Genomic DNA, 25,245 nt, shown 5'->3' with positions numbered 1-25,245 from the left:
TTCATGCAAGCCGAACAGCGTGAGATTGCTGAACAGCTCAAGGTCCAGCCGCCGTTCGCTGACCAGGCCGCCCTCGAGGCTGAAGTCGCCCGGCGGATTACCTTCATCCAGGATTGCCTGGTCAATTCCGGGCTCAAGACCCTGGTGCTCGGTATCAGCGGCGGCGTCGATTCCCTGACCGCCGGCCTGCTGGCCCAGCGTGCCATGCGCGAACTTCGCGAGCGCAGCGGTGACGACAGCTACAAGTTCATCGCCGTGCGCCTGCCGTACGAAACCCAGTTCGACGAACACGACGCCCAGGCCTCGGTGGATTTCATCGCCCCGGACGAGCGCCACACCGTGAACATCGGTCCGGCGGTCAAATCCCTGGCCAGTGAAGTCGCAGCCTTCGAAGGCAAGCACGCGGTCTCGGTGGATTTCGTGCTCGGCAACACCAAGGCGCGGATGCGCATGGTCGCCCAGTACACCATCGCCGGCGCAGCCCACGGCCTGGTGATCGGCACCGACCACGCGGCGGAAGCGGTGATGGGTTTCTTCACCAAGTTCGGTGATGGCGCCTGCGACCTGGCACCGCTGAGCGGCCTGGTGAAAAACCAGGTCCGGGACATCGCCCGCAGCTTCGGCGCACCGGAATCATTGGTGGAAAAAATCCCGACGGCGGACCTTGAAGACCTCTCGCCCGGCAAGCCGGATGAAGCGTCCCACGGCGTGACCTATGCCGAGATCGACGCGTTTTTGCACGGCGAGCCAGTGCGTGAGGAAGCGTTCAAGATCATTTGTGACACGTATAAAAAGACTCATCACAAGCGAGTGATGCCGTTTGCGCCTTGATTTCACCCCATAGGCGCCTGTAGGAGCCTGTAGGAGCTGTCGAGTGAAACGAGGCTGCGATCTTTGGACTTTGATTTTTAAGATCAAGATCAAAAGATCGCAGCCTCGTTTCACTCGACAGCTCCTACAGAGATTGGCGTTGACGGGATTTGCGTTGGCCAATAAGTAAACAAAAAAAAGCGTCCCAAGTGGACGCTTTTTTTATGCGTTCGATTCGATTACTTAAGCACAACAGTGCCTTTCATCATCGAGATGTGGCCAGGGAACGAGCAGAAGAAGCCGTACTTCTCGGCAGCATCGAGCTTCGACACGTCGAAGGTCACCGAGTCGGTTTCCTTGGCGCCGATGATTTTGGTGTGGGCGATGATGCGCGCGTCACCTTCCGGCAGGTAGTTCTTTTCGATGCCTGCGGCCAGACCCGCGGTGGCGATCGGCTGCATATCAGCTTCTTTACTCAGCACCCAGTTATGGCCCATGACGTTTTTAGGCAGGTTGCCGGAGTGTTTCAGCTCCACGGTGAACGTCTTGCAGCTCTTGTCGATGCTGATTTCCTTGGTATCGAAGGACATCTGGTCAGTCGAGTCGACAGTGACCTTGCACTCGGCAGCCATCAATTGGCTGCTGGCCAGAGTCAGCAGGGATACTGCAACAAGTTTGGCAAACATGGTGAATCTCCAAGGCAGGGTTAATAAAAGTGCGAGTGGACAGAAGACTGCCTGAAAACTTCGCAAGTTCCTATGACCTGAATCAAAAATTGTATACAACTTTAGAGCTATGACACCTATCGAAACAATCTACCAGCCAGACGTCTGGGACGGCCCTATCATCAGCGCGTCCCCACCCATCTGGAGCGTCAGTCATGTCCCTTAACAGCCTGTTGCGCAGTTTGCTCGCCGCCTACGCCTGTGGCGCCAGCGGAACCTGTGGAACACCTGAAAGCGAAGTGTAGACCTTGGAACGCCGCGTGCCTGCCTTTACTCTGTGGCCATCCTGACCATGGAGTAAGGCATGTCTTTAGCGTCCGTTTGTGTATTTTGCGGTGCCAGCACTGGCACCAACCCGGCTTATCGTGAAGCGGCTGTCGCCTTGGGGCGAGCATTGGCCGAGCGTAAATTGACTCTGGTTTATGGCGGCGGCGCGGTCGGGCTGATGGGCATCGTCGCCGATGCTGCGCTGGCAGCCGGCGGCGAAGTGATCGGGATCATCCCGCAAAGCCTCAAGGACAAGGAAATCGGCCACAGCGGCCTGACTCGCCTGGAAGTGGTCGACGGCATGCACGCACGCAAGGCGCGAATGGCCGAACTCAGTGACGCCTTTATCGCCCTGCCCGGCGGCCTGGGCACGCTGGAAGAACTGTTCGAAGTCTGGACCTGGGGCCAGCTCGGCTACCACGGAAAACCACTGGGGCTGCTGGAAGTGAACGGTTTCTATAGCAAATTGACGTCTTTTCTCGATCATATCGTCGGCGAAGGCTTCGTTCGCGAACCGCACCGTGACATGCTGCAAGTGAGCGAATCGCCGCAAACCCTGCTTGATGAACTCGATGCCTGGCAGCCGACAGTGGTGCCAAAGTGGATCGAGCAAAAACCCAGCTAACGGCTGGGCATCGATACAGGGCAGAATACGCGCCGCTCAACCTCACCTTCGACCCCAGAGGATCGCCCATGGCTAAACCCAATTATTCCTTCGCCAAACGTCAGAGAGACTTGGCCAAGGAGCAGAAGAAAGAGGAAAAGCTTCAGCGCAAGAAAGCTACAGCTGAAGAAGAAGCCGCCGCACTGAACCCGGATGCAGAAGGTGAAGTGGCCGCAGAAGACGCAGTTGAAACACCGAAAGATCAGGCGCCCGACGCCTGAGACCCTCAGGGCCCGATGATCTGATCAGGCCCACCGGATCTGTGTCCAGGGTCAGCAGTCTCTTTGCTGACCCTCACAGTCCCATCTGAAATGCCCCCTCCAGAACTGACTTGCCCATTCCCTTGTGGGAGCGAGCCTGCTCGCGATGACGGCGGCACGCTTGGCAATTATTTGACTGATGGACCGCTATCGCGAGCAGGCTCGCTCCTGCAGTGGATCGTGGTCACTCCAGTGGCATCACTGTGACGCGGACTTCCGGGTCATGATTACCCCCTCCCAGAATCACCCCGCGCAACGGCGATACATCGGAAAAATCCCGGCCCCAGGCCAAGGTGATGTGCTCCAGCGCCGGCTGCACGTTGTTGGTCGGGTCGAAATCCACCCACCCGAGCACCGGGCAAAACACTGAAACCCAGGCATGTGACGCATCGGCGCCGATCAGTCGCGGCTGGCCCGGTGGTGGCTGGGTCAGCAGGTAGCCGCTGATGTACCGCGCCGCCAACCCACGGGAGCGTACGCAGGCGAGCATCAGGTGAGCGAAGTCCTGACAAACACCGCGCCGGCGCTCCAGCACTTCCACCAGCGGCGTCGCCACTTGGGTCGCCTCGGCATCGAAGGTGAACTCGCTGAAGATCTTCTCCATCAGCGCCTGAACACCCAACAGCAGCGGCCGACCCGGTGGAAAACAGCTTTCGGAAAACTCGACGAAGTTGCGTTTCAAATGCACGTAGGGCGATTCGAACCGGTAACGACACGCTTCCAGCAATTGGGGGGAAAGCGGCTGACTGCTGTAGGTCAACGCGTTGCGGGTTTCTTCCCACGCGGGGGATTGATTGAAATCCAGCGCAGGCCGGGCCAGCACTTCGACGGTGAGCCGGGCATTGACCAGCAATTCATCATGCGGCCGTTCGAACGCCAACCGGGTCAGCGGATTACCGAACACATCCAGTTCATCGCGGCGGCTCGTCGGGTCGGGACTGATCTGCAGTTGCTGCTCGGTGCAGCGCTGCCAGGCACACGCCCGTGGCCACAGGTGCGCAAGTTGCTGGGCCAGAGAGACCGGGCTGTCGTAGTGATAATGGGTGTCGTGGAGAATCTGGTAACGGGCGCTCATCAGACGGACACCGTGCGCTGGCTGACGTCATCGACGTGGGCGAAATGGCGCAACGCCAGACGATCCGACACTTGTCCGCTGGCGTCGGCGATCTCTTGTAACAGGTCGGCCAGCCCCTCGATGGCTGCCCGCACGCTGGCTTCGCCGAACAGCGAGTTCTCCAGGCATCCCAGATCGAACTGTGCCAGGCGTTCCACCAACTGCGGCAACCCCACTTCGCGAGGCACGCCGAAGTCGTCATTCAAGCGTTTCAAGGTACGAGTCACCAGTTTCAACTGAAAAAGCACGGCATGAGGGTTCTGCTCGTCGAGCAGTAACAGGTCAAGCACCGGAATCAGTTGCGCCACCGCCAGATACCGCGAACGGTAGGTGATGCTGCTGTTGCCCAGCTCCAGCAGCCACTCCAGTCCGGCCTGATCGAAAGCACCGGCACCGCGCAAAAATGCCGCCAGGCTGGCGCTGAGAAATTGCAGGCGTTCGATCCGGCGACCGATCATCAGGAAGCGCCAGCCTTCGTCCCGGGTCATATCGTCGAGGGCAAACCCGGATAACGCCGCCAGGGACATCACCAAACGGTTGAGGAAATCCAGCAATTCGCCGAAATCCGGCGCTTCGGCTTCCAGCTCCAGGGCCTCGCGCTGCAGCTCCACCAGCGCTTGCCAGTTTTCCCGTGAGAGCTTGCCGCGAACCTGCGAGGCCGCCCACTGCAAACGCTGCAGGTTGGAGCGCAGGCTGAACGACCAGTCATCGCCGAGCAATGCCGCCAGCAAACGCTCCGGCAACTCGCCTTCATCGGGCAACAACATCAACCGTTCGCCCAGATCGACCGCCGCCTCAAGGGCTTGAGGGTCATCGCCATCGACATACCGCGCCAGCATGATTCGCAGCAGCCGCGCGCTGTCATCACAGCGTTCGCAATAACGGCCGAACCAGAACAGGTTTTCCACCACCCGCGAAGGCAGATACGGATCCCGTCGCACCAAATCGTGTACGCCGATTGTGCGCTGGGTTTTCCATTGCTCACCGCTCGGCGGGCGATCGCCCAACACCCAGGTGTCCTTGCTCGCGCCACCGCGTTGCATCGACACCACTTCGGCGTCAGCCTCGGCGGCAACCCGGGTAAGGCCGCCGGGCAAAACCCGATAGCCCTCACGGCTGGCCACTGCGTACACGCGCATGCCAATGGCTCGAGGTTGCAGATGACCGTCTTCAGCCTGCCAGATCGGCGCTTGAGAGAGCTGAGCCAATTCTTGCGCGACATAGGCGTAAGGCCGCGCTTGCATGCGCTCAGCCAGTTCCTGCCGCTGTTTTTCACTCAAATCACGGCCAAATACCGGAGTAAAGCTCTGCGACGGAAAAGCCGGTTTGATCAACAACTCCGGCAATTTTTCCAGGGCCTGGGCCAGCACCGGCGCTTCACCGCACCACCAGGTGGCGATGGAGGGCAGGATCAATTCTTCGCCGAACAGGAATTGATTGATCCTCGGCAGAAAGCCTAACAACCCCGGCGACTCCAGCACACCGCTGCCGAGGGCGTTGGCCACCAGCACCCGCCCTCGGCGTACCGCTTCCAGCAATCCCGGCACGCCAAGGGCCGAGTCAGTGCGCAGCTCCAGCGGATCGCAGAAGTCATCGTCGAGTCGCCGCATGATCGCGTGAACCCGGCGCAATCCGCTCAAGGTTTTCAGGTAGACCGTGGCATCCCGGACGGTCAGGTCGCCGCCCTCTACCAGCGGATAACCGAGCTGGCGCGCCAGATAGAGGTGCTCGAAATAGCTTTCGTTGAAACGTCCCGGCGTCAGCAGCACGATCAGCGGCGCGTCATTATCACTGGGCGCCTGACGGGCCAGGGTTTCCTGAAGCGTGCGAAAGAACCCGGCCAGGTGCTGCACTTTCAGATCGCGATACAGCTCGGGAAAGGCACGGGACACGATCGTGCGGTTTTCCAGCGCATAACCGGCACCGGATGGCGCTTGCGTCCGATCCGCCGTGACCCACCAGCGACCGTCAGGCGTACGCGCCAGATCCACGGCGTACAGATGCAGAAAAGCCCCGTCGGGGGGCGTAATGCCCTGACAGGGCCAGAGGAAATTGTTGTGACCGAAGACCAGTTCAGCAGGCAGCAGACCCTCAGCGATCAGCCGTTGCGGGCCGTACAAATCTGCCAGCACAGCATTGAGCAAGCGTGCCCGCTGGGCGATCCCCGCCGATAACTGCTGCCATTCATCAGCCGCAATCACGTGCGGCAGCAGATCAAGTTCCCAAGGTCGATCCGCCCCCTTGGGATCGGCGTAGACGTTATAGGTCACGCCGTTTTCCTGGATCTGCCGAGTCAGCAGCGCCTGACGCTGCACCAATTGTGTTGGCGTGCTGCGCTGCAATTGATCGAACAACCGACGCCAATGCGGGCGTACCGCGCCGTTGTCGTCGAGCAGTTCGTGATAAGTGCCCGCCGTCAGCGGGTAGCGGTCAAGCAGGTCAGGCATGGAAAGCTCGGCAGACAGCTAGGAACGGTCAGACTAACGCAGGCTCATGACGCCCGGATATACGAAAAATCCGAGCGTCGCGTACGGTTTAGAAACGTCGTAAATCGAGAGTCATCGGTAGCTCGTCGTTAATTTCCATATTGGGTATAGGAAGTTTCCCCGGCGTATGTCCGATGCGGAAAAAACGCGCCATTCGACGGCTCTCCGCCTCATTGGCGTTCACCGGCAAGCTGTCGTAGTTGCGCCCGCCCGGATGGGCAACGTGGTACTGACAACCACCCAGCGAGCGCTGCATCCAGGTGTCGAGCAGGTCGAATACCAACGGCGCATGGACCGGGATAGTCGGTTGCAGGCAGTTGGCCGGTTGCCAGGCGCGAAAACGCACCCCGGCGACAAACTCGCCGACCCGCCCGGTGGGTTGCAATGGCACTGGAATGCCATTGCAGGTCAGCACATAACGCTGTGGTGACAGGCCCGTGAGCTTGACCTGCAAGCGTTCCAGCGACGAATCCACATAACGCACCGTGCCGCCGACCGCGCCCTCTTCGCCCAGCACATGCCAGGGCTCCAGCGCTTGACGTAATTCCAGTTCGATCCCGCTGACCGCGTAATCGCCGACCTTGGGAAAACGAAACTCAAGATGCGCCGCAAACCACTCGGCGCGCACCGGATAACCGGCGGCATTGAGGTCGACGATGACGTCGGCGAAATCCTGTTCGATAAAGTGGGGCAACAGGAATCGGTCGTGCAGCTCCGTGCCCCAGCGCGCCAGTTTCGGCGGTGCATAAGGCTCGCGCCAGAATCGAGCCACCAGCGCCCGCAGCAACAACTGTTGTGCCAGGCTCATGCGAGCATGGGGCGGCATCTCAAAGGCGCGTAATTCGAGCAACCCCAGGCGTCCCGTCGCGCCATCCGGTGAATACAGCTTGTCGATGCAGAACTCGGCGCGGTGTGTGTTGCCGGTCACGTCGATCAGCAGGTTGCGCAGCAGCCGATCCACCAGCCACGGCGCGCACTCCTCACCCGGCTCAGGCATTTGGGCAAAGGCGATTTCCAATTCATACAACGCATCATTGCGCGCTTCATCAACCCGTGGCGCCTGAGATGTCGGGCCGATGAATAATCCGGAAAAGAGGTAGGACAAGGACGGGTGGTTATGCCAGTAGCTGATCAGGCTGCGCAGCAGATCGGGGCGGCGTAGAAACGGTGAGTCAGCCGGTGTCGCGCCGCCCAGTACGAAATGGTTACCGCCGCCGGTGCCGGTGTGCCGGCCGTCGATCATGAATTTCTCTGTGGTCAGTCGGGTCTGGCGCGCTTCTTCGTACAGAAACTCGGTGCGCTCGACCAGTTCATCCCAGGTGGCGGACGGCTGCACGTTGACCTCGATCACACCCGGATCGGGCGTGATCCGGAAGTTGCTCAGGCGCGGGTCGCTCGGCGGCTCATAGCCTTCCAGCAACACCGGGCAATGCAATTCCTCGGCGGTGGCTTCGATGGCGCTGACCAGTTCCAGATAATCCTCGACCCGCTCCAGCGGCGGCATGAACAGGTACAACCGGCCTTCTCGCGCCTCCGCGCAGAACGCGGTGCGGGTCAGCCAATCGGCGGACTCGTCGATCTTTGGCGTGCGTTCTTCAGCCACCGCAGGCTCGCCTTGGCGCTGAAGTTGCGCAGTGTCGGGCAGCGCGGGGAAATCCTGATTCGGGTCCACAGGATGAATGAACGGGTATTCCGCCGCTTTCACCCATGGCTGCGAGCCGAGCGGCAAGCGATAGCCCAGCGGCGAATCCCCTGGCACCAGTCGGCAATGCTCGTCGCGCAGATACCAAGGGCCGCTTTGCCATTGATCGCCCTTGGCGGTGCGCGCCAGCGGCAGGACCTGGCCGATGACCTTGTCCAGGCCCTGGCTGAAAACTTTGCGCAGTCGCGCCCGCTCCAGCGGCTCTTCCAGTCGCGAGTCTTCGGCGCTGACGTTCTGCGGCAAAGTGCCTTCGCGCCAGAGGTAATAGAAATTGTCTTCGTAGGCTGGAAACACAAAACGTGTCGGAATTTTCAGGCGCTCAGCGACACTCGCCAGAAAACGCCCGGCCAACTCGCCATCGGCACCGTAGTCTTGCTGCTCATCGGCAATCAGCGCGCTGTTGCGCCAGATCGGTACGTTGTCGCGGCGCCAGTAGAAGTTCAACGACCAGCGCGGCAATTGCTCGCCGGGGTACCACTTGCCCTGGCCGAAATGCACCAGACCATTGGGCGCGTAGTGCCTGCGCATGCGCTGGAACAGTTCGGCGGACAGACGCCGCTTGTCTGGCCCCAGTGCCGCCGTGTTCCACTCGGCGCCGTCTGGATCGTCGATGGAAACAAACGTCGGTTCGCCGCCCATGGTCAGGCGTACGTCACCCTCCAACAGGTCGGCATCGATCTGCCGACCCAACGCCTGGATCGCCAGCCATTGGTCTTCGGTGTAGGGCTTTGTTACCCGTGGTGCTTCCCAAATCCGCTCCACCGACATTTCGTGGGTGAATTCGCACTCGCACGGTTCAACCAAGCCACTGATCGGTGCCGCAGAGCCCGGATCGGGACTACAGGCCAACGGAATGTGTCCTTCACCGGCAAACAGCCCTGACGTCGCGTCCAGGCCGATCCAGCCAGCACCGGGCAAATAGACCTCGCACCAGGCATGCAGGTCGGTGAAGTCCACGTCAGTGCCCGACGGGCCGTCGAGGCTTTTGACGTCGGCGGTCAGTTGAATCAGGTAACCGGAGACGAAACGCGCCGCCAGGCCGAGGTTGCGCAACAACTGCACCAGCAACCACGCCGAGTCGCGGCAGGAACCAGAGGCATGTTCGAGGGTATGTTCGGGCGTTTGCACGCCCGGTTCCATGCGAATCAGGTAACCAATGTCCTCGCTCAGGCGCTGATTGAGTGCGACCAGAAAATCCACACTGGGCAGCGGCGTGCGGTCGATGCCATCCAGATACGCCTTGAATTTCGGCGTCAGGGGCAAGGTTTCCAGATACGGCGCCAGCTCCTTGCGCTCATCCGCGGCGTAGGCAAAAGGAATCTTTTCCGCGTAGGGCTCGAGGAAGAAGTCGAACGGATTGAAGACTGCCATCTCCGCCAGCAGATCGACTTCAATGCGCAGCTCTTGGGTTTTCTCCGGGAACACCAACCGCGCCAGGTAATTGCCCTGGGGGTCCTGCTGCCAGTTAATGAAGTGCTGCTCGGGAGAGACTTTCAGCGCATAGGACAATATCCGCGTGCGGCTGTGGGCAGCCGGGCGCAAGCGAACGATCTGCGGACCGAGTTCGACGGCGCGGTCGTATCGGTAATGCGTGACGTGATGCAATGCGACATGAATCGACACGGCGTGCCTCCTGCGAGCCTGGACGTTATCGAAAGCGGCGCAAGACTTATGCCAGAGCGGCGGTCATTGCGCTTTATCAATAGACCCGGTGCAGTACAGCACCAAAACGGCGCCGTGGCTGCGGTTATAGTGCGAGGGCTGCACATATTTGTGGCGCACGTGTGAGGCGCGGGGGCTGAATCTATCCAACTAACGGGCTTTGTGCTTTGCAATAAAAGCTTGGCGCAAGTGACGTACTTCAAGCAGCTTCTGGCGCATCTCGCGGTGACGTTTGCTGTTGAGCAGCAATAGCGCCAGCAGTGGGAACAGCAACGTCACAGCATAAATCAGGGGATGCACCTCATATGCAATGGTGGGCAATACCCCAAGAAAACAAAGGGCCAGGAGCACGACCAGAGGTCGCACCCATTGCGGGCGACCGCGCGCGACCATGAAATTGCAGTGCACGACGATGAGGGTCAGCGCGATCCCCCCGAAAAAAGAGTACTTGGCGTTTTCAGCCAACGGAAGGTTTCGAAAATAGCTTTCGAAAAACAAAGGCACCGCAAAGACCATGGTAAAAATTGACGCGAATATTGCCCCCATGAAGACCGGGAAATACTTCGATAGAAAATGGCGAATGCTGGGCAGTTCATTCATTGCTCAGCCTCCTCGTACAGGCCTACGGCAATGGTGCGGACATTCCCCGAAATTGCACTGCCGGTAAAACCGATAGCGGCACCCAAGGCGTCTTTTATCTGAGTGACCGTTGCATGCTTGACCTCGGTGGGTGTGAAACGCTTGGGCAATTCACCCGACAACTGCTTCAACTTGATCATCTTCGACGTCAAGCGCGGGTCGTTGATGCTCAATAGTTCTTTGGTCAATTTGGCACGTTCCTGTCGATTCAGCCCCCTGAGCACTTCCCTGACACTTTTCCCGGTCGTGGCCTTATTCAGCCTGACCAGTTTGAGTGTTGTCAGCGCGGATGCGCCTACCCCGACCAAGGACGCAGCATCCAGCGCAATCATGGTGTACTGGTACCACTCTTCGCTGTCGAGCTCATCGTTACGGGCAGGGTTGACGATCTCATTGCGGGTCCGATAGCCGCTGGCAAAACACTGCACGGTGCTGGCAGCCGCAGCGGTATAACCGAGCGCAGCGACCACCGTACTTGCCCCTGCCGAAAACGGAATAGCCACGGAACCACTGAGCACTACGATCCAGCCGATCACTGCACCCACGCACGATAAGCTGGTGTTGACTGCCTCACCCACCAGGCGCGATTCACGCGGATTGTCCCGCACCTGCTGGGCGAACTGAGCAGGCGCAATGTACTTCTGCGCCTCGCGCAAAATGATTCGCTTGGGCCTGATGCTGCAAATCGGCTTGAACTCGCGCAGGGTCACTACGTTGAATTCGGCATCGATGTACACCACGCCCGCGCCGACGATTCCGGGGTCGGCGTCGATGGCGGCGAACAGGCGTGGCAGGTTGATCTGGCTTTCGATGCGTTGGCGGGCCATGAACTGGGAGGGGCTGTAGTCCATGCCGATACCCGGTAAGGGGTTGCTCATGTGAATCGTCCTTGAAGATCGCGGGCTAAATCTTTAATGCCTGTGCAGGCGACTTCCGTCTTCCACAGGGTTGGCGTTGCACGGGAAATCGATTTTCCGGGCAGCCATTGAAGCGAGCGTCACCTTAGCAAACGGGCCGCACAGTCGCTAGAAAACAAAACGCCAGCACTCAGGCTGGCGTTTTGCGATATCGCGGGCAGATTAACGCGGCACGACTGGCTTGCGGGCCGGTTTGGGCCCCTTGCCTTTGGCCGCATCCTTGCGATCCTTGGCCGCCTGCTGGTTGCGGGCGAATGCCGCAGCCTTGGCCTGTTCACGCTTGTCCCACGGGTTGCCGCCATCGCTGGCGCGCGGTGGCAAGCCAGTGTGCTGGGTCAGGATCTTGGTGGTCTTCTCACCCGCAACTTTGTGGCTGCCAGCCGGCGTCGAGTTCTTGCGACGGGCGCTCTGGTAGCTATCGGTCGCCGGTTGGTGCAGCGGGATCAACTGGTTCTTGCCCGGCCCGATCAGGTCGGCGCGGCCCATGCGGGTCAGCGCTTCACGCAGCATCGGCCAGCCTTTGGGGTCGTGATAACGCAAGAACGCCTTGTGCAGACGACGCTGCTCTTCGCTCTTGACGATGGTCACGGCGTCACTCTTGTAAGTGACTTTGCGCAGCGGGTTCTTGCCCGAGTGGTACATCGCGGTGGCGGTGGCCATCGGTGACGGGTAGAACGCCTGCACCTGGTCGGCACGGAAGCCGTTGCCCTTGAGCCACAGGGCCAGGTTCATCATGTCTTCGTCGGTGGTACCCGGGTGAGCGGCGATGAAGTACGGAATCAGGTACTGCTCTTTCCCGGCTTCCTTGGAGTACTTCTCGAACATGCGCTTGAACTTGTCATAGCTGCCGATGCCCGGTTTCATCATCTGATTGAGCGGACCTTCCTCGGTGTGTTCCGGGGCGATCTTCAGGTAACCACCGACGTGGTGGGTCACCAGCTCTTTGACGTATTCCGGTGACTCGACTGCGAGGTCGTAGCGCAGACCGGAAGCGATCAGGATCTTCTTCACACCCGGCAAGGCACGGGCGCTGCGGTACAGCTGAATCAGCGACGAGTGATCGGTGTTCAGGTTCGGGCAGATGCCAGGGAACACGCAAGAAGGCTTGCGGCACGCGGATTCGATTTCCGGGGTCTTGCAGGCGATGCGGTACATGTTCGCGGTCGGACCGCCGAGGTCGGAAATGACACCGGTGAATCCGGGGACCTTGTCGCGGATCTCTTCGATTTCGCGAATGATCGACTCTTCGGAACGGTTCTGGATGATTCGGCCTTCGTGCTCGGTGATCGAGCAGAAAGTGCAGCCACCGAAGCAGCCACGCATGATGTTCACCGAGAAGCGGATCATGTCGTAGGCAGGGATCTTTTCCTTGCCGTACGCCGGGTGCGGAATGCGCGCATAGGGCATGCCGAACACGTAGTCCATTTCTTCGGTGGTCATCGGAATCGGAGGCGGGTTGAACCAGACGTCGACTTCGCCGTGCTTCTGCACCAGCGCACGGGCGTTGCCCGGGTTGGTTTCCAGGTGAAGCACGCGGTTGGCGTGAGCATAAAGAACTGCGTCACCGCGGACTTTCTCAACCGACGGCAAACGAATCACGGTCTTGTCGCGAGTCATCTTGGGGCTGGCCAGAATCTGCACGACCTTGGCTTCGCTCGGATCTTCAACCGGACCTTTTTCCTGCTCGATGGCGCAGGCTTGGGTGTCCTGGGTGTTCACGTACGGGTTGATGATCTTATCGATCTTGCCCGGACGGTCAATACGCGTGGAATCGATTTCGTACCAGTCTTTCGGGGTATCGCGACGAATGAACGCGGTACCGCGCACGTCGGTGATGTCTTCGATCTTGTGACCGTAGGACAGACGCTGGGCAACTTCGACGATCGCACGCTCGGCGTTGCCGTAGAGCAGGATGTCGGCGCAGGCGTCGATCAGGATCGAGTTGCGCACCCGGTCCTGCCAGTAATCGTAGTGGGCGATGCGGCGCAGGGAAGCTTCGATGCCACCGAGAACGATCGGCACGTTCTTGTAGGCTTCCTTGCAACGCTGGCTGTAAACCAGGCTCGCGCGATCCGGACGTTTGCCCGCCATGCCGCCAGGGGTATAGGCGTCATCGGAGCGGATTTTCTTGTCGGCGGTGTAGCGGTTGATCATCGAGTCCATGTTGCCGGCCGCGACACCGAAGAACAGGTTCGGCTCGCCGAGCTTCATGAAGTCGTCTTTGGACTGCCAGTCTGGCTGGGCAATGATGCCGACGCGGAAGCCTTGCGACTCCAGCAGCCGGCCAATGATTGCCATGCCGAACGACGGATGGTCAACGTACGCATCACCGGTGACGATGATGATGTCGCATGAATCCCAGCCAAGCTGATCCATCTCCTCCCTGCTCATCGGCAGGAATGGCGCTGGACCGAAACATTCGGCCCAGTACTTGGGATAGTCAAATAACGGCTTGGCTGTTTGCATGACGATGACCGGTGTTGAGATGAAAAATCGCGGGCGCGGAATATAGCACAAAAAATAACCAATTCCGACAACAGCGGTCGGCTTTTACCCTCAGGCCTGCCCCCCTGACCGATACAGCACATTTCGCTGGGCAAAGGTCACTACATAGAGATTCTTCAAGCAAAAAACCCGCGAGTAATCTGGCGCTTCAATTATCAGACTGGCTTATCCAGAGCCACGGAGCGCCCTTGAACGATTCGACTTTACACAATACAGCCCCCGCACCTGCCCCTGCGGCCCTATCTGCTCACGCAAGTTTCATCCAGAGCAAGCTGCCTGGCTGGCTAGTCGAGGGATCCGCCGAACAACGCAAAACGTTTCGCGCTTGCCTGCTCAAAAGCAATGCCGCCAGGCAGGCGCTGGCCTCAGTCTTCGAGGATCTGAAAAACCCCGTGAACTTTGCCCGATCCTTGTTGAGTGAAAAGCTTACAGGGCACCTGGGATCGCTGGACGCTGAAAAATCCACATTGCTGCGCGAGTGGAAGAACTCCCATCTCCTGGGCCTGATCAAAACACATCATAAAACCACCGAACAAACGCTTGTAGACGCCGCTCTGCAGAACTTCGAACCTTCCGAAGCCCTGAGCGGTGGTTTTGAAGCGGGATCGGCCATCTATTTGTCCGGGTACGTCGAAAAGAAAAAAAGCGCTGTCAGCCCAGAAAACTTCGCCGGGGTTTGCCGCGAGCTGGACATTGGCATGCAGTACCAGAGACACATCAGCGAAATACTGGAACCTTCCGCGACTGCGGGAACAACCGTCACTCAGTCGGCAAACCAGATAAAGGCCCTGATCAGGAACGACGATCAAAATACTTTTGAGGCGGCGATCCACATCGCCCTGATGAAGAAATCCATCAACAACGATCTTTACACGCTATTACTCGAACTGAAACACGCCGGCAGCCACAAGGACTTGATCTGCTCACAGCTGACACTGGACGGCATAGCCCTTCCGGGCATCCTGATACTTCGGGATAAATGGCCTCAGATCAAACACGTCCTTTACATTCCCGATGATCCCGATCACGCGATCAAACGATATGACTCATATAACGAGCTTCAAAAAGCCTTGGCAATCAAGCTGGACACACCCTCTTACCGCAAGTTCTTCAATCGCTTCATTCCGTTCGAGCGCCAGGGAACGCCGCTGACCACAGGCACTTTGTGGTCAGGCGAATCCCGCCTGAGTAATCCGTCTTTTGCCAAACCCTTAGTGCGTGTCGATATTGCCGGTGACATCTATGAAACGGCCTTCAAGCAACGCATTGCCCACCTGAAAGCTGATGCACGTGTGCTGGCGGTCCCCACGGCAGATGCCAACACCGCCGGCAGTTTGAAAAAACGTCAGGAGCTCGAGGCAGCAGGAGAGTCGCTGTTGGTTTTCGCCGCGTCCTTCATACCGGTCATCGGTGAAGTGATGCTGGCGGTAACAGCCTTGCAGTTACTCCACTCGGTCTATCACGGCGTTGCCGCCTGGAGTCGTGGCGATACCGATGAAGCGTTGAATGATCTGCTCGACGTCGCAGACGCCGCAGCCCTGGGCATCATCACGGCCGGCGCAATAAAAACCACCGGGATCGCCACTCATCTGGTGAGAATCAGGTTGAGCGACAATAGCGAGCGACTCTGGCACCCCGATCTGACGCCCTACCGGAATACACTTCAACTCCCTGAAAACATCCATCCCAACGCTCAAGGCTTGTACAAACACAACGCAAAAACCTATGTAGCACTGGAAGACCATTTCTATGAAGTAAAGGTCGACATCGCCACCCAAAAGTGGGAGCTGCAACACCCTTCTGACCCAAACGGGTATGCACCACAGATGGTACAAAACGATGCCGCCGGATGGCGCCATCTACACGAGGACCCGCGCACCTGGGATGGGTTGAAACTGATCAGGCGTCTTGGCCCTGTCGCACGCAATATCCGCCAAGAAGCCGTCGAGCCCATTCTGCTGGTCAGCGGACTAGACCGATTGGCTCTCATTGAACTTCATCTGAACACCCAACGTCCGCCGCCCCTGCTGACCGATGTGTTGAAGCGCTTTGATTTGAGGCAGGAAATAAATGATTTCAAGATAGAACGCAGCAAAGGCACTAAAACCGGCACTTACTCACCGTTCATCTTGATGCACCTGCTCACCACACTGAGCGGCTGGCCAACCACTCGATACCTGACCGTAGTCGACGGGACTGAAACGCTCTTTGCTTTTGGTGACTCCGCCAATGCAACACTGCCAGAACTTAGATTGACCTACGCCCAAATCAGAAACGGCGAACTGACTGACGCTGTTGTCGAGAAGTTGGAAACTGAAGAGCTCAGTGAGCTGTTCAAAGGGCTGGCACCCTCCACTGCCTCTAACGCAGAGCGCCTGGCGCAGTGTCTCGAGATCAAACTTGCGGCAACAAAAGATCTGCTGTTTCCAAAAATTTATGCACTGACCGATCAACCGGAAAACTCGATACAGGAACACATTCGCACCCAGTATCCAACGCTGCCAAAAAGCTATCTGCAACAAATGACACTCAGCCTCAGCACACTGGAAAAACAACAAATCGTGCGGGAACGGCAGTTGCTGCCACTCATGGAAAAGGAAGCAGCCGAATATTCCAAGGAAGTTGAAACAGCACGTACTTATGAGGGGCTTTATCTTGATTCGGCTCGCCCGCTCGACACCGACAAACTCATCCTCACGAACCTCAGGCACTTGCCTGACTGGGCCGACTCGGTGCACATCGAAATGCGTGATGCAACTCTCAACGGCACATTGCTGAGCAGCGTCGGCAGTGACACAGCCGTTCATCGCAGGGTTCTGGTTCGAGTAGGCGCGCAGTTCAGGGCTTACGATGCTGCAGGAAATTCGCTTAATGGATTGGCCGACCTCTATACCTCGATCAAAGCGGCCCTGCCTGAAGCCGAGCGCTTTGCCATCGCCAATCGCTGGACTGACCGTGTCAAAACCGCGCTCAACAACGTTATTGAGCATTTACACAAACAACCTTTGGCTATTCGGGAAGCTGATGCGTCATGGGCTACCGAGCCCGTAACCCCAGGCTTGCCTCTTGATACCTATTTTGCCCGGCAAGAAACACCGACGAACCTGTCGCTGCGCGCAGATGGCGTTTATGAACAGCGCCCCGGACAAGGTGGAACGCACACGTATTACGTGCAGGAAAACCGCCTGTACTATCAAGTGCAATACGCCAAACCGGGCTGGCAAGTCATCGATGCGCGCAGCCCCTATCGAGCGTACAAGCCTTATGTGCGGAAAAAGGTTGGGGGTGGTTGGGAGATCGATACCGATAGCGGATTACCGGGCGGCACCCCGGGCGTTGGCTCGTCAAGGCACCTCGATATTCCGGAGGAGGCGAGCGGCAGCTATCACAGCGCCACCGAATACATCATGCCTGTGCCATTCACTGCCGCCGAACGCGAGCGAATGTCCAGCATCAGATCCTTTCAACAGGCCATCAACACACGCGGCAACTATGATCGCGCCAACAACGGCCGTTACCCCCTCAGGGACTTGAAAGGGCAACCGTTACGCATCAAAAAAATTCAGCAGCAGGCCAGATCGGCTGATGGCAGTACCCGCTACCAGGCCGCGGCAATCAAACCTTACATTCAATGGGAGGGCTTCGAAGACGTAGCCAACCTGTACGAAGAGAAACTGGCGCTACGTACATTCACCGCTGCCGACTGCAAGATGCCTGAGGAAAGGACCTTGATCGGACAAGACATGGTGAGCAACAAAAAGCCGCTGGTTAAAGGGGAGATTCTTGGGGTCTATGGGGGAGGATTGATACCCGGTTATGTCGGTGTCGCCAGAAAGGACCCGTTCCTCATCGATGTACTGCCCGGGAAGCTGTTCACCCACGCCAGACCCTCTACCGTTCTGTTGTCTGGAGACAATGTGCTGTCCCGAATGAATACGCTCTTCGAGTATGAACAGCGCAAGCCGGCACGACAGGCAACAACGGGTTACAACGTCGAAGCCGTGCCGTTCGATGTGGTGGTTCAAGCCCAAGGCGCAGGCACGGAAAAATACTTGCTGTACGCCTTCTTTGCCACCGACGACATTCCCGTCGATAACGAGCTGCGTTGGAACTATGGCTACACCGAGCAAGCGATCAGAGCCCTGTTCGCCTGAAACACAGCTATCAACCGGACATCCTTGACGTTACTCGTCGTCGAAGTTGTAGCTACCCGGCGCCAGGTTTTCGAAGCGGGTGTACTTACCGATGAACGCCAGTCGTGACGTGCCGATCGGGCCGTTCCGCTGCTTGCCGATGATGATCTCGGCGATGCCTTTGTGCTCGGTTTCCGGGTGATACACCTCGTCCCGGTACACGAACATGATCACGTCGGCATCCTGCTCGATCGCTCCGGATTCCCGGAGGTCGGAGTTGATCGGGCGTTTGTTCGGTCGTTGCTCCAGGGAGCGGTTGAGCTGGGACAGCGCCACCACCGGGCAGTTGAATTCCTTGGCCAGGGCCTTCAAGGAACGGGAGATTTCAGAAATCTCGTTGGTTCGGTTGTCGCCGCCAGAACCCGGGATCTGCATCAATTGCAGGTAGTCGATCATGATCAGGGCGATGTCGCCGTGTTCACGCACCAGACGCCGGGTCCGTGCGCGCATTTCCGACGGGCTGATACCGGCCGTATCGTCAATGAACAGCTTGCGATCGTTGAGCAAGTTGACCGCCGATGTCAGGCGCGGCCAATCGTCGTCTTCCAGGCGACCGGCACGAACCTTGGTCTGGTCGATCCGGCCGAGGGACGACAACATACGCATGATCAGCGATTCGCCTGGCATCTCCAGCGAGTAGACCAATACGCATTTGTCACTGCGCAGCACGGCGTTTTCCACCAGGTTCATCGCAAAGGTGGTTTTACCCATGGATGGACGGCCGGCAACGATGATCAGGTCAGACGGTTGCAGGCCGCTGGTCATACCGTCGAGATCGGTATAACCGGTGGACAGGCCGGTAATCGCGTTGTCGGTGTTGAACAAGGTGTCGATGCGGTCGATGGCCTTGGTCAACAGGTCATTCACGCTCACCGGGCCGCCGGTTTTTGGCCGGGCCTCGGCGATCTGGAAAATCTGCCGTTCGGCTTCGTCGAGAATCTCTTCAGCCGAGCGGCCTTCCGGGTTGAAAGCGCTGTCGGCGATTTCTGTGGCGATGCCGATCAACTGTCGCAACGTTGCCCGTGCACGGACGATCTGGGCATAAGCCTTGATGTTGGCGACGGACGGCGTGTTTTTTGCCAGTTCGCCAAGGTATCCGAGACCGCCGACTTGCGAGGTCTGACCTTCCTTGTCCAATTGCTCGGCAAGGGTCACGACATCGATCGGGGAGTTCTGGTCGGCGAGCTTGGCGATCGCGCGGAAGATCAGGCGGTGGTCATGTCGATAGAAATCACCGTCCGACACTTGATCGAGCACGCGTTCCCAGGCGTTGTTGTCCAGCATCAAACCACCGAGCACGGCCTGTTCGGCCTCGATGGAATGCGGCGGCACCTTCAGGGCAGCGGTTTGCAGATCGTATTGCTCAGGAGCGGAGATATCGTTCATGGCCACTTGAAATAGTTTTGTGAAAATCAGGAACTGCAGAAAGACAAAGGGCACGACCTGTAAACAGGATCGTGCCCGATGTTACCGGCAAGTACCCGAGGGTACCAGCCGACAAGTGCTGCTTAAGCTGCTACCACGACAACGCGTACGGTGGCTTCAACTTCGGCGTGCAGGTGCACGGCTACGTCGAATTCGCCTACGTTGCGGATAGTGCCGTTCGGCAGACGAACTTCGCTTTTTGCAACTTCAACGCCAGAGGCGGTCAGTGCATCAGCGATGTCGTGAGTACCGATCGAACCGAACAGCTTGCCTTCGTCGCCAGCGGTGGCAGTGATAGTCACTTCCAGCTCAGCCAGTTGGGCAGCGCGGCTTTCAGCCGAAGTTTTACGATCTGCTGCGGCTTTTTCCAGCTCAGCGCGACGCTCTTCGAACGCAGCCAGGTTGGCAGCGGTCGCAGCGGTAGCTTTGCCGTAAGGCAGCAGGTAGTTACGACCGTAGCCAGCCTTAACGTTCACTTTGTCACCCAGGTTGCCCAGGTTGGTGACTTTTTCCAGAAGGATCAGTTGCATGTGAAAATCCTCTTAACTTTTAACCTTCACCGTTCGCGCTATCGACGTCTTTCGGCGTCGAACGACCGCGAAAATCAATCAGGCTGTCGACGATGGCCAAGACCACCAGCAACGGATAGATCAGCTGCATGAACAGCAACAGCGTGACGTACAACCCCACCAGCCAGAACCTGGCCAGTCGCTTTTGCGCCACCAGCCCATGAATCAGGGCCAGCCCGGCGAACACCAGCGGTACACTGCACAACGGCGTCAACATGGCCATCTGCGGACCGATGTTCGGCCCCAGAAGCATGAACGCCAGCAGTAACATCGCCAGCCCCAGCGGGAATCGGATGGCGCGAAACTCGCGACCAAAACCACCCGGGTTGTACAACAACGCCTGCCAGTAGCGCCCGACAAGCAGGCTCAGCACACTGACGATTTGCAACAAAGCCGCAATCAGGCCGGTCAGGACCGGTGCGATCAGGGACGCAAATTGCGCTTGCTCGTCTACCGACAACTTCTGGTAGACATCACCGAGTAGCGACGGCATGACTTTTATCAAAGCCTGCGCCAGCATCTCGATTTGGGGAGCAAAAACTGTCCCCAGCACCACTGAAAACACCACTCCCATCGCTATGCTGACCAGCAGCACGCGGTTCCAGGACTCGCTTGCGCGCAAAACCAACGCAAGGCTCCAAGACCCCAGCAGCACCAGAAGTGCCCGTGGGTCATCGGAATAAAACCACCAGATCAACGCCGGCAGCAGTCCCAGAGCAAGAACGCCCAGGGCGTCCTTCAATCCGCGCCGCAGGAGCACAAGGCAACCCGCGGCAGCACCCAACCAATACAACAACGGCAACGTTGCGCATCCGGCCACTACCAGAGTGGCCTGCATACGGCCGCGCATGATGAACTCAGCTATGGCACGCATGCTTTCAATCCTTTGCTACGTGTCGACTGCCCGGTCTCAGCGGCCGTGGCTGTCGGTGTAGGCCAGCAGGGCCAGGAAGCGGGCGCGCTTGATAGCGGTGGCCAGCTGACGCTGATAACGTGCTTTGGTACCGGTGATGCGGCTTGGAACGATTTTGCCGGTCTCGGATACATAAGCTTTCAGAGTGTTGAGATCTTTGTAATCGATCTCTTTCACGTCTTCAGCGGTGAAGCGGCAGAATTTACGACGACGGAAGAAACGTGCCATGTAATAGGCTCCTCAAAAGGTCCGTGGATTACTCGTCAGCGTTATCGCTGTTGTCGCTGTCATCACTATCAGCGCTTTCAGCGCCTTCGTGCTCAGGACGGTCGCGACGCTCACGGCGCTCACTGCGGTTTTCTTCAGCCTTGAGCATCTCGGATTGGCCGGTAACGGCTTCTTCGCGACGGATGACCAGGTTACGGATCACTGCATCGTTGTAGCGGAAGTTGTCTTCCAGCTCGGCCAGGGCCTTGCCAGTGCACTCAACGTTCAGCATCACGTAGTGAGCCTTGTGAACATTGTTGATTGCGTAGGCCAGTTGACGACGGCCCCAATCTTCCAGACGGTGGATTTTGCCGCCGTCTTCTTCGATCAGCTTGGTGTAACGCTCTACCATGCCGCCGACTTGCTCGCTTTGATCCGGGTGGACCAAAAAGATGATTTCGTAATGACGCATGAATGCTCCTTACGGGTTGTAGCCTGCCGCTCAAAAGCGGTCAGACAAGGAGTGAATGACACTTATGGACTTGCTTGCGATAGACACATGCGTGCCTGCCGTCACAGCAAGGGGCGCAATTGTAGAGAAGGGACGGAAGAGGCGCAAGGCAATTGGTGATTATTTGAACAACCACGACTAATTGCCCAAAACACAAACCACTGTGGGAGCTAGCCTGCTAGCGATGAGGAAATAACATTCAATATTGATGTTGAATGTGACTCCGCCATCGCTAGCAGGCTAGCTCCCACAGGAGGGTTTAGCGCTGGATCAGGACTTCTTGGCAGTTCCGGCAGCCTTGACACTGCGCTGGCGCCGGGCTTCGAACAGGCAGACGCCGGTTGCCACGGAAACGTTGAGGCTGCTGACGCTACCCGCCATCGGCAGGTGCACCAGGTAGTCGCAAAGATCGCGAGTCAGGCGACGCATGCCGCTGCCTTCAGCACCCATGATCAAGATGGTCGGGCCGGTCATGTCTTGCTGATACAGACTCTGCTCAGCCTCGCCCGCCGTACCGACGACCCACAAGCCGCGCTGCTTGAGCTTTTCCAGGGTGCGCGCCAGATTGGTCACCGCAACCAACGGAATCACTTCCGCCGCGCCGCAGGCCACTTTACGCACCGTCGGAGTCAACGTCGCCGACTTGTCCTTTGGAACGATCACCGCCAGTGCGCCCGCCGCATCGGCAGAACGCAGACAAGCGCCAAGGTTGTGCGGATCGGTCACGCCGTCGAGCACCAGCAACAGCGGCGCGCCTTCGGTGCGATCGAGCAGTTCGTCGAGCATCGCCTCGCCCCAGACCTGGCTCGGACTCACCTCTGCCACCACGCCCTGGTGCACGCCTTCAACCCAGGCATCCAGCTCACGGCGCTCGGCATTACCGACGGCCACACGATTTTCGCTCGCCAACTCGATCAGCGTCTGAACACGCGGATCACTGCGGCCTTCGGCCAGCCAGATCTGCTTGACGCGTTTTGGGTGGTGACGCAGCAACGCTTCTACAGCATGCACGCCGTAGATCTTTTCCAACTGACTCATGACTTGGCCTTCGGTTTACGCGCCCCGCCGCTTTTGGCGGCTGGAGCAGAACCCGCTTTTGGCGGGCCTTTACGGTGTTTGCTCGGTTTGGCTGGCTTGCCGCCGGGAGCCTTGTCAGGCGCCGACCGTCCGGTCTTTCCCCCAGACGCCGCTTTACCGCCGCTTTTCGCTTCAGACAGCAACGCCTGCTTCAATTCGCGGCTTTTGCGCAGCTCGGCATTTTTCGCCGCGGCATCGCTTGGGCGATAGGCTTCGACAGCCTTTTCCTTGGCAGGACGACGACCGGTTTTCGCCGGGGCCGGTTCTGCAGCCGTTTTGGCAGCCGGTGCAGCCGTTTCAGTCCCGCGCTTCTTGCGACCGATCGGCGCACTGATGGTCTTTTCAGCCATCTCGAAGTCGATCTTGCGTTCGTCGAGATCGACGCGCATGACCCGCACTTCAACGGTATCGCCAAGACGGAAGCTGCGACCGGTACGCTCACCGGCCAGGCGATGGTGCACAGGATCGAAGTGGTAGTAATCGCCCGGCAGCGCGGTGACGTGCACCAGGCCTTCGACGTAGATATCGGTCAGCTCGACGAACAGGCCAAAACCGGTCACGGCAGTGATCACACCCGGGAACGACTCGCCCACACGGTCTTTCATGAACTCGCACTTGAGCCAGTTCACGACGTCGCGGGTCGCTTCGTCGGCACGGCGCTCGCTCATCGAGCACTGCTCGCCGAGCTGTTCCAGGATCGCTTCGTCGTACGGATAGATGCGCGCTTTCGGAATGGTCATCGCGCCGGCGCGGCGAACGTGCGGGGTGTCCATTTTCGAATGGATGACGCTGCGAATCGCCCGGTGCGTGAGCAAGTCCGGGTAGCGGCGGATCGGCGAGGTGAAGTGGGTATAGGCTTCGTAATTCAGGCCGAAGTGGCCCTGGTTATCGGCGCTGTACACCGCCTGGCTCAACGAACGCAGCATGACAGTCTGGATCAAATGGAAATCCGGACGGTCCTTGATGCTCGCCAGCAATGCCTGGTAATCCTTCGGCGACGGGCCGTCCTTGCCTTTGTGCAGGGACAGGCCGAGCTCGCCAAGGAAAGCGCGCAGCTTTTCCAGACGCTCCGGTGGCGGGCCATCGTGGACGCGGTACAGCGCAGGGATTTCGTGCTTTTTCAGGAATTCGGCGGTGGCCACGTTGGCCGCCAGCATGCATTCCTCGATCAGCTTGTGCGCATCGTTACGAACGGTCGGACGGATTTCGGCAATCTTGCGCTCGGTCCCGAAGATGATCCGGGTTTCCTGCGTTTCGAAATCGATCGCGCCACGCACGTGACGAGCGGCCAGCAGCACTTTGTACAGTGCGTAAAGCTGCTTGAGGTGCGGCAGAACGTCGTTGTACTCGCCACGGAGCTCACGCGCCTCGGTGAGTTTCGGCGTTTCCAGCATCGCGCTGACTTTGTTGTAGGTCAGGCGAGCGTGGGAGTGAATCACCGCTTCGTAGAAGCAGTAGTCGGTCATCTCGCCGGATTTGGAGATGGTCATCTCGCAAACCATGGCCAGGCGATCGACGTGCGGGTTCAGCGAGCACAGGCCGTTGGACAGCTGCTCAGGCAGCATCGGCACGACGCGCTCGGGGAAGTACACCGAGTTGCCACGAACCTGGGACTCGTTGTCCAGCGCCGAACCAATTTTCACGTAGCTGGAAACGTCGGCGATCGCCACGTACAACTTCCAGCCGCCGGAGAACAGGCGCAGCTTGCCCGGCTTGGCTTCGCAATAGACCGCATCATCGAAGTCACGCGCATCTTCGCCGTCAATGGTCACGAACGGCAGATGGCGCAGGTCGATGCGCTTCTCTTTGTCTTTCTCTTCGACTTCCGGCTTGAGCTTGGCGGCTTCTTTCAGCACAGCCTCAGGCCAGACGTGGGGAATATCGTACGTGCGCAGGGCAACGTCGATTTCCATGCCCGGCGCCATGTAGTTACCCACGACTTCGACCACGTCGCCTTGCGGCTGGAAGCGTGGCGTCGGCCAGTGAGTGATCTTCACTTCGACGAACTGACCGATCTGGGCGTTGGCGTTACGGCCCGGCGTCACCAGCACTTCCTGCTGGATCTTCGGATTGTCCGCAACGACAAAACCAATACCGCCCTCTTCGAAGTAACGGCCAACGATGGTCTCGTGGGCACGGGACACCACTTCGACGATCATGCCTTCGCGGCGACCGCGACGGTCGAGGCCGGAAACACGGGCAAGGGCACGATCGCCATCGAACACCAGACGCATTTGCGCCGGGCTCATGAACAGGTCGTCACTGCCGTCGTCCGGGACCAGGAAGCCGAAACCGTCACGGTGACCGCTGATGCGGCCCAGGATCAGGTCGAGCTTGTCCACCGGCGCATAGGTGCCGCGACGGGTATAGATGAGTTGAGCGTCGCGCTCCATGGCGCGCAGGCGGCGGCGCAGGGCTTCGATCTGGTCTTCTGTGGTCAGACCAAACTCTTCAACCAACTGCTCGCGGTTAGCAGGCGAACCCCGATCAGCAAGATGCTGAAGGATCAGTTCGCGGCTAGGGATAGGGTTATCATATTTTTCCGCTTCACGAGCGGCCTCGGGATCGAGGGACTGCCAATCGGCCATTAGAGAGTTTT

18 protein-coding genes are annotated in these 25,245 nt (G+C 58.7%); 4 read left to right on the top strand and 14 right to left on the bottom strand.

Going from position 1 to position 25,245, the window contains the following annotated elements; translation table 11 throughout:
* Window positions 1-3 precede the first annotated feature (3 nt).
* Window positions 4-831 (top strand): NAD(+) synthase, encoded by an 828-nt coding sequence (nadE, locus tag AC3WP4_RS16425; RefSeq protein ID WP_074873254.1) that lies wholly within the window; start codon window positions 4-6, stop codon window positions 829-831.
* 218 nt (window positions 832-1,049) lie between these two features.
* On the opposite strand, the gene azu is transcribed toward nadE, so the two are convergent.
* Entirely contained in the window at window positions 1,050-1,496 is a 447-nt protein-coding gene (azu, locus tag AC3WP4_RS16420; protein WP_046054918.1) for an azurin, read from the bottom strand.
* Window positions 1,497-1,839: 343 nt separating this feature from the next.
* On the opposite strand from azu, the gene AC3WP4_RS16415 reads away from it, so the two are divergent.
* The gene (locus AC3WP4_RS16415; protein WP_008157022.1) at window positions 1,840-2,427 is read left to right on the top strand and encodes a cytokinin riboside 5'-monophosphate phosphoribohydrolase; all 588 of its coding nucleotides are present in this window, start codon (window positions 1,840-1,842) and stop codon (window positions 2,425-2,427) included.
* A 68-nt stretch (window positions 2,428-2,495) separates the two neighbouring features.
* A complete protein-coding gene (locus AC3WP4_RS16410; RefSeq protein WP_074873247.1) occupies window positions 2,496-2,687 on the top strand; it encodes a hypothetical protein in 192 nt (63 codons plus the stop codon).
* Between the two features lie 223 nt (window positions 2,688-2,910).
* Here AC3WP4_RS16410 and AC3WP4_RS16405 read toward each other — a convergent pair whose 3' ends face one another.
* The 6 genes from AC3WP4_RS16405 to AC3WP4_RS16380 form a co-directional block, all read right to left on the bottom strand.
* Entirely contained in the window at window positions 2,911-3,801 is an 891-nt protein-coding gene (locus AC3WP4_RS16405; RefSeq protein WP_102615321.1) for a transglutaminase family protein, read from the bottom strand.
* Window positions 3,801-6,287, bottom strand: coding sequence for a circularly permuted type 2 ATP-grasp protein (locus AC3WP4_RS16400; protein WP_074873242.1), 2,487 nt, complete (start codon window positions 6,285-6,287; stop codon window positions 3,801-3,803). The genes AC3WP4_RS16405 and AC3WP4_RS16400 overlap by 1 nt, the downstream gene beginning before the upstream one ends.
* A gap of 88 nt (window positions 6,288-6,375) precedes the next feature.
* On the bottom strand, window positions 6,376-9,651 hold the full coding sequence (locus AC3WP4_RS16395) for a transglutaminase family protein (protein ID WP_102615322.1): 3,276 nt from the start codon (window positions 9,649-9,651) through the stop codon (window positions 6,376-6,378).
* A 189-nt stretch (window positions 9,652-9,840) separates the two neighbouring features.
* The gene (locus AC3WP4_RS16390) at window positions 9,841-10,290 is read right to left on the bottom strand and encodes a hypothetical protein (protein ID WP_102615323.1); all 450 of its coding nucleotides are present in this window, start codon (window positions 10,288-10,290) and stop codon (window positions 9,841-9,843) included.
* On the bottom strand, window positions 10,287-11,207 hold the full coding sequence (ssp4, locus tag AC3WP4_RS16385) for an Ssp4 family T6SS effector (RefSeq protein WP_074873232.1): 921 nt from the start codon (window positions 11,205-11,207) through the stop codon (window positions 10,287-10,289). Before ssp4 ends, AC3WP4_RS16390 begins: the two co-directional genes overlap by 4 nt.
* 201 nt (window positions 11,208-11,408) lie before the next feature.
* The gene (locus tag AC3WP4_RS16380) at window positions 11,409-13,712 is read right to left on the bottom strand and encodes a YgiQ family radical SAM protein (protein ID WP_074873229.1); all 2,304 of its coding nucleotides are present in this window, start codon (window positions 13,710-13,712) and stop codon (window positions 11,409-11,411) included.
* Between the two features lie 227 nt (window positions 13,713-13,939).
* On the opposite strand from AC3WP4_RS16380, the gene AC3WP4_RS16375 reads away from it, so the two are divergent.
* Entirely contained in the window at window positions 13,940-17,905 is a 3,966-nt protein-coding gene (locus tag AC3WP4_RS16375) for a dermonecrotic toxin domain-containing protein (protein WP_102615324.1), read from the top strand.
* Window positions 17,906-17,935: 30 nt separating this feature from the next.
* On the opposite strand, the gene dnaB is transcribed toward AC3WP4_RS16375, so the two are convergent.
* The 7 genes from dnaB to rnr form a co-directional block, all read right to left on the bottom strand.
* Window positions 17,936-19,330, bottom strand: coding sequence for a replicative DNA helicase (dnaB, locus tag AC3WP4_RS16370; RefSeq protein WP_033055553.1), 1,395 nt, complete (start codon window positions 19,328-19,330; stop codon window positions 17,936-17,938).
* A 122-nt stretch (window positions 19,331-19,452) separates the two neighbouring features.
* Window positions 19,453-19,899: a 50S ribosomal protein L9 gene (rplI, locus tag AC3WP4_RS16365; RefSeq protein WP_003197251.1), complete on the bottom strand. Its 447-nt coding sequence runs from the start codon at window positions 19,897-19,899 to the stop codon at window positions 19,453-19,455.
* A gap of 19 nt (window positions 19,900-19,918) precedes the next feature.
* Window positions 19,919-20,812 (bottom strand): YybS family protein, encoded by an 894-nt coding sequence (locus AC3WP4_RS16360; protein WP_074873225.1) that lies wholly within the window; start codon window positions 20,810-20,812, stop codon window positions 19,919-19,921.
* A gap of 36 nt (window positions 20,813-20,848) precedes the next feature.
* Window positions 20,849-21,079 carry a 30S ribosomal protein S18 gene (gene rpsR / locus AC3WP4_RS16355; RefSeq protein ID WP_002551829.1) on the bottom strand — a complete coding sequence of 77 codons (231 nt, stop codon included), beginning with the start codon at window positions 21,077-21,079 and terminating at the stop codon, window positions 20,849-20,851.
* A gap of 28 nt (window positions 21,080-21,107) precedes the next feature.
* Window positions 21,108-21,530 (bottom strand): 30S ribosomal protein S6, encoded by a 423-nt coding sequence (gene rpsF / locus AC3WP4_RS16350; protein WP_003217491.1) that lies wholly within the window; start codon window positions 21,528-21,530, stop codon window positions 21,108-21,110.
* A 309-nt stretch (window positions 21,531-21,839) separates the two neighbouring features.
* Window positions 21,840-22,607, bottom strand: a complete 768-nt coding sequence (rlmB, locus tag AC3WP4_RS16345; protein ID WP_074873222.1) for a 23S rRNA (guanosine(2251)-2'-O)-methyltransferase RlmB — start codon at window positions 22,605-22,607, stop codon at window positions 21,840-21,842.
* Entirely contained in the window at window positions 22,604-25,234 is a 2,631-nt protein-coding gene (gene rnr / locus AC3WP4_RS16340) for a ribonuclease R (protein ID WP_074873219.1), read from the bottom strand. Before rnr ends, rlmB begins: the two co-directional genes overlap by 4 nt.
* Window positions 25,235-25,245 lie beyond the last annotated feature (11 nt).

The sequence above is a fragment of the Pseudomonas sp. FW305-20 genome (genome assembly GCF_058788075.1).
Note: the sequence above shows the minus strand (reverse complement) of the source record. Positions and strands in the feature narration are given on the sequence as shown.